Annotated in this window: 3 protein-coding genes; 1 reads left to right on the top strand and 2 read right to left on the bottom strand. The window is 56.2% G+C overall.

Annotation, left to right across the window (positions count from 1 at the left end):
• Positions 1-191: 191 nt before the first annotated feature.
• Positions 192-1139, bottom strand: a complete 948-nt coding sequence (gspK, locus tag IM708_RS20245) for a type II secretion system minor pseudopilin GspK (protein WP_209428371.1) — start codon at positions 1137-1139, stop codon at positions 192-194.
• Positions 1140-2763: 1624 nt separating this feature from the next.
• Here gspK and IM708_RS20235 point away from each other — a divergent pair.
• Positions 2764-3171 carry a transposase gene (locus IM708_RS20235; RefSeq protein ID WP_209428369.1) on the top strand — a complete coding sequence of 136 codons (408 nt, stop codon included), beginning with the start codon at positions 2764-2766 and terminating at the stop codon, positions 3169-3171.
• 188 nt (positions 3172-3359) lie between these two features.
• Here IM708_RS20235 and IM708_RS20230 read toward each other — a convergent pair.
• The coding region (locus IM708_RS20230) for a hypothetical protein (protein ID WP_209428368.1) at positions 3360-5034 on the bottom strand (1675 nt) is incomplete at its 5' end.

Genomic DNA, 5034 nt, shown 5'->3' with positions numbered 1-5034 from the left:
GGCGCGGTACAGAAACGACAAAATTCACCCCCAGAACGCTGTCTCCTGTCCGACAAGGCGATCAAGCCGCCATCTCGGCGCATCCGAACGCATTGATCAGATGTTCCTTTAGATGAAGATAGACCCCAGCGAACCGATGGAGCTGCAAGCACTACTCTTCCAAGAAAAAAATCACGTTGTCCCTGTCGAATTCATGGTTCCTGAGCTGAAGACGGAAGGCCAATCGGCGCAACCACGGAAAAGGCGACAGTGGTCTGCGTGTCTGTTGTCCGGCGAAGAAGAATCAAGGATCGTTTCCGTGAAATGGAACTAAGTTCTGCGCGAATCTCTGCTTCAAACCATTCGGAAGTAGCAGATAGGTTCAATATAGACGTTATATGCCTTTCGTCTCCTCGAAAAAAACTCTTACCCCATTCAAGAAACTCGTTAACATCTGCGAAAGGATGATCTTGCTGACGCGCCTCAAGCGACGTTACAAATGAAGAAGGGAGTTCTGGGACGAATGCGACCAAGATGTTCGGAGCCACGGTATTGACGTTAAGAGCTGTCTCGCTGGGTAAAGCCGTCGCCAACCGCGCAAGATGCACGACATCTTCATCCTCAATCCCTACAATTAGGCCGAGCTCCTGGAGGCTTTGCAGTGGAAGATTTGGGGCACGACTTTTGCCCGACGGCCCCCCGAACACGGCCTCCCGCCGCGCATCCGCTGGCGAAAACGCCGCTACCAAGAGTCTTGCACGGTCTTCTGAGAACCCCTCTACTAAAAGCAAACGGTGGAATGCCGCTCGAGAGCGGTTTGCCCTTTCGCTATCGCCGATCATACTATTGACGTTGAAACGGCCTTGAAGATCTTGGATGGACCAACCCGCTGTCCCCTGGTCGATAGGCTCGTTCAACCGGCTACGAGCCCATTCTTGCCCTAGGTGGACGATTCCCAGTTCATGCCGATCAAGAATAATTCGTACAAGACGCTCGACCGCGTCGAGGTAAAGGTCTGTTTGCACCGATTGTTGGCTTAGCGCTACTCGCCGCATGGCGTATTCAGCACGCAGAAGCAATGCTAACGAGATCGCTGAGATTGCTGCGACTACGAGCAAGGCATTGATTAAGGCGATACCTTTTGTGGAAGAAACGCTCAACGCGTGACTCGAACTATTATTGGGCCATGCCGGGATGTGACAAGCGTTACGGCAAAAGCGCTTGGCAGCAGTTCTAGGAAGTCTGTAGGCGAGTGTTCCGCGGGGATCGCCTCGATTGAGAACTCTGTGACACCCCTGAGTACGACCTGTTCCGGCCCCGTTGCTCCCCAAACCTTGGGCCGCAAAATTGGAGTGACCGTACGCGTAAGCATCTCAAACGCCGGATCAAACTTCCAAGAAACCCTTGCGAACCCGACACCGCCTTCGGTCCGGAATCGCGGATGCCCGCTGATACTCAAGGAAAACCGATCTTTACGCTCCGATGATACAAAGGCATCCTCCGGCGGCCCGTCAGGTGGCTCGAACGACAACGGAAGCGCGGCCTGGAGATCACGCCGGAGGAGAGTTAGTGCCCAATTAAGGTTCTTTGCTTCTTCGTCGATTCGCTCAAGGATACGACTTTGCGAAACTGAGATATTTAGCGATTGAACGGTCAACACCGAAACCACTGAAAACACCGCCACTGCTGCAAGGAGTTCAATTAGCGAAAATCCTGCGATATTACAATACGACGTATAGCTTCCCGATCGAAAAGCCGCTGCCCTTCGCCGAATAACCCGCGGCGTGTCATAAGTGGTTTCTTTTGGGAGAAACAACCGGAACCCTCCCGAATTTCAGATGGCCATCCTGGTGCAATCGCGCATTAGAATGAAGTTGAAAAATTGACGGAAAGGCCCCCTACGAACCGTTCCTCACTTCGTTGTTCAGAACCTGAAATGGCCTCGCTTATTGGCTTGATCATCTGCACCCACTCCTCTCGGCCACTGGTCTGCCATTAGCCGCCTAAATTTCGGTTTAGTTTTACCAGATACTCTGCGATCCGACGCTGGTTCAGCGCTCCGCAAAGTCTGCGCCTGGCCAATACCAAATAAGCAATATTATGAAAATCAATAATATCTCAATCTATTTTGCCTTGACCCGATCTGCTCCATGCCGATCTGAAAAAACAAGTTTCAGAAGAATGAGATGATCTGATTCCCGCTCGGCATCAGCACAGATTCGTCGAGAATGTTACCACTATTTGTCCAAGCCCGCCCCTCTATTGGAATAGTTAGATTTCGATTTGAGCGAATGTTACCGTCAATGAAGCAGTTGCTAAAGACATTTAGTCTTCCATCAATCTGAATGACCTCAATATAGAACTCCCTATTGCCCTGATCGTAGTGCTCTCGATAGCAATACCCTCTGAGGTTACCAGAAGCAACGGAGCGAATCTCACATTCGATTCCATAGGACCCGCCCTTCCAATCTCCAGAAAAAGTTCTCGTGTTGCAGCTCACCGCACCTACTTGGGTTGTCGAAAGGGACATTAGCGCAAGGGCTATTGAGAGGGTTTCCTTCATACGGTTTGACATCGAAAAACTCCACAACTGATGTGCCGCGGGAGGAACTCCACGCTGACAAAGCTTATACATCAGGGAATAAAGAAAGGTGAACCGCGAGCGCTTCGTGTGACCGCAACCCGTTCCGCTACCACATCAAATCTACGGACCCGCGCCGCCGGCGGCGGGCTCAAGAAGATGCATCTGCCTCGACTTAAGGCGGATTCAACGAACTGTGAGTAGTGAGAGACCGGATAGTACACGAGTCGAAGGCCCATCATGGCCGGATCAGCAAGGCCGGACGCAGTCACGCCCGGGCGATGCTGGTCGATGCGACCTGGGCCGCGGCAAAGGCCCCCGGCCCGCTGCGCGCATACTTCATCCGCATTCGGGCACGTCGCGGCCATCAGATCTCTGCTGCCGTCGCGGTGGCGCGCAAGCTGGCCACTCTCTGCTGGCATATGCTGAGGAAGGGAGAAGACTACCGCTGGGCCCGACCCAGCCTGGTCGCCCGCAAGCGCCGCGCCATGGAAACGACCGCCGGGCGGCCGCAGAAGAGGGGCAACAAGCGCGGCGCAAGCTATGCCTACAACGTGAAGGAACTGCGTCAGAAGGAGGCGTGGATCGCCGAGCATACAGAAAAGAGCTAGGAGCACTTCGTTGCGGCATGGAGAGCACGGCCTTTGGGAAAAGCCGCCAGGTGTGCGGCCGTCTCACATCGGCAGGGGCTCCATGGGCTGCCCGGTGACGCTTCCAGCCGACGCGCCGCGCTTCGCCACGAGGTCGACCTCACATCAGGAAAATAGCAAGAAACGATGAAATAGTCTTGTCGATCTCATCAGTCGAGCGCGCTGAACTCTCCTCCTCCGCCGACCGACGGCAGCGGATTTGTTGCCGGCGCGGCGCTGGCCAGGTTACGACCGTTGTTCCAGTCATCTGCGTTCATACCTGACCCCATCAGCAGGAACGGGCCACCGACCAGTGCGGGATCGAAGTACTGGCCGTTCGGCGCGATGAAGTCCTCGGGGCGCAGTGCCACATCTCGCTGCATGAACACATCCCCGATGATGAACGACTGCTCGGCTGGATCGGCGGGAAAGAGCGAATGGGCTGTAGAGGTCGCAAAGCGGAAGTTCTGGTCAAACTGGAATGAACCGGAGCCTCCCGACCAGTCGCTAATTTTCATCGGCAGGATCCGCGTTGGTGGATACGGACTGAAGGCCGGCCGGACCCAGAGCCTGATACGTTCTGCTTCGTTCACTTGCGTCGTGTCTACGCTGATCAGATACCAATGCGGTTCTTGCGGTTGTGGGCCCGGGAACTCCATGTAACCACGCGTGCCACTGAGGCCGTTTGAGATTGTCACGCTGATCCTGCCGTTCGGGCGGATGATGACCTCGAAGCGGTTGGATCCGATCAGCGTGAAGTTGTCTCCCGAACGCCCGCCGAAGATAAAGGACACGCTGGCTCGCTTTGTCGTCGCCGTGGAGAACAGGTTCACGCCGTCCCCGCTCCGGAAGCGCACATTCCCTTCGGTCGACATCAGCGTCGGTGTGTATCCGGTATCGGCGACGCTTGCGCTGATTTGAGCGCCTTCAACGACGATGCTGTCGGTACCTTCACTGTTCGAGAGCATGACGAGGCAGGACAGATGCTTGCCTGCGGCACTCGCCGGAATGGTGATTCCCCGCGCCGTCGCCCCCTCCAAGGGATTGCCGTCAAGGCGCCACTGGTAGCTGACCGAGGGGAAGGGAAAGCCGATGAAGTTGGCGCCTTCCAGCGGCGGTGGGGTAATCAGGATACGGGCAAGCGCACCTTCCGCAAAGAAACTCCGCATTGCCGGCGGTGTAGCAAACCTGGGTGCGGCCACCGCCATCTGTACACCGGTCTGTCCGACCCCCTGCGCCGAGAACATGCGTCCCGCCTGCCATTCGTCATCTTTCCAACTGGAGGTGTGCGTGCGCGACCATGCCCCCTTGCCAACCGCGTTGTTGTAGCGCAGCTGAACGCAGTACCAGGTATTTTCAGCCAGGCCGCCGGTCGGTTCGGGCGAGACGATGTAGATGCCTTCGGCGTTCGGGGTGATGTCCTCGATCTCAATCCAAGGGCCGAGCGTAGTCTCACTCGTCACCTTGCCGTCATCATCGAGCACCAGATCAAGCGGGCGATAGCGCAAGTCACAGCTGGTAATCGGGCTGCCGTTGTCTCCCTCGTGGTGCGGGATCGTGACCAGTAGCGCGGTACCGAACCCTTCGACTGATGGCGGTGTGAAGAGACGATTCGGCGTCTTGACCGCAAAGGGTTCCAGAAGCGGGTGGTCGCGAATTTCGCGGAACCAGCGGACGGTTGCTGAAAGCTGTGACGGCGGTGTCGGATCGGTCGTATGGAGTCGATCCAGCCAGCGTAGCGCGCCGTTGTCGCCATAGGCTTCGAAGCATCCGGGGATCAGCCACAGGGGCAAGAGTGTGTCGCGCATCGCAGTCGTGTTGATGCCCAGATAACTTGTCGCCTGT

This window comes from Pararhodobacter sp. SW119 (genome assembly GCF_017811755.1).
Lineage (GTDB): Bacteria > Pseudomonadota > Alphaproteobacteria > Rhodobacterales > Rhodobacteraceae > Pararhodobacter.
The sequence above is the reverse complement of the archived record's forward strand: the minus strand, read 5'-3'. Positions and strand labels throughout refer to the sequence as shown.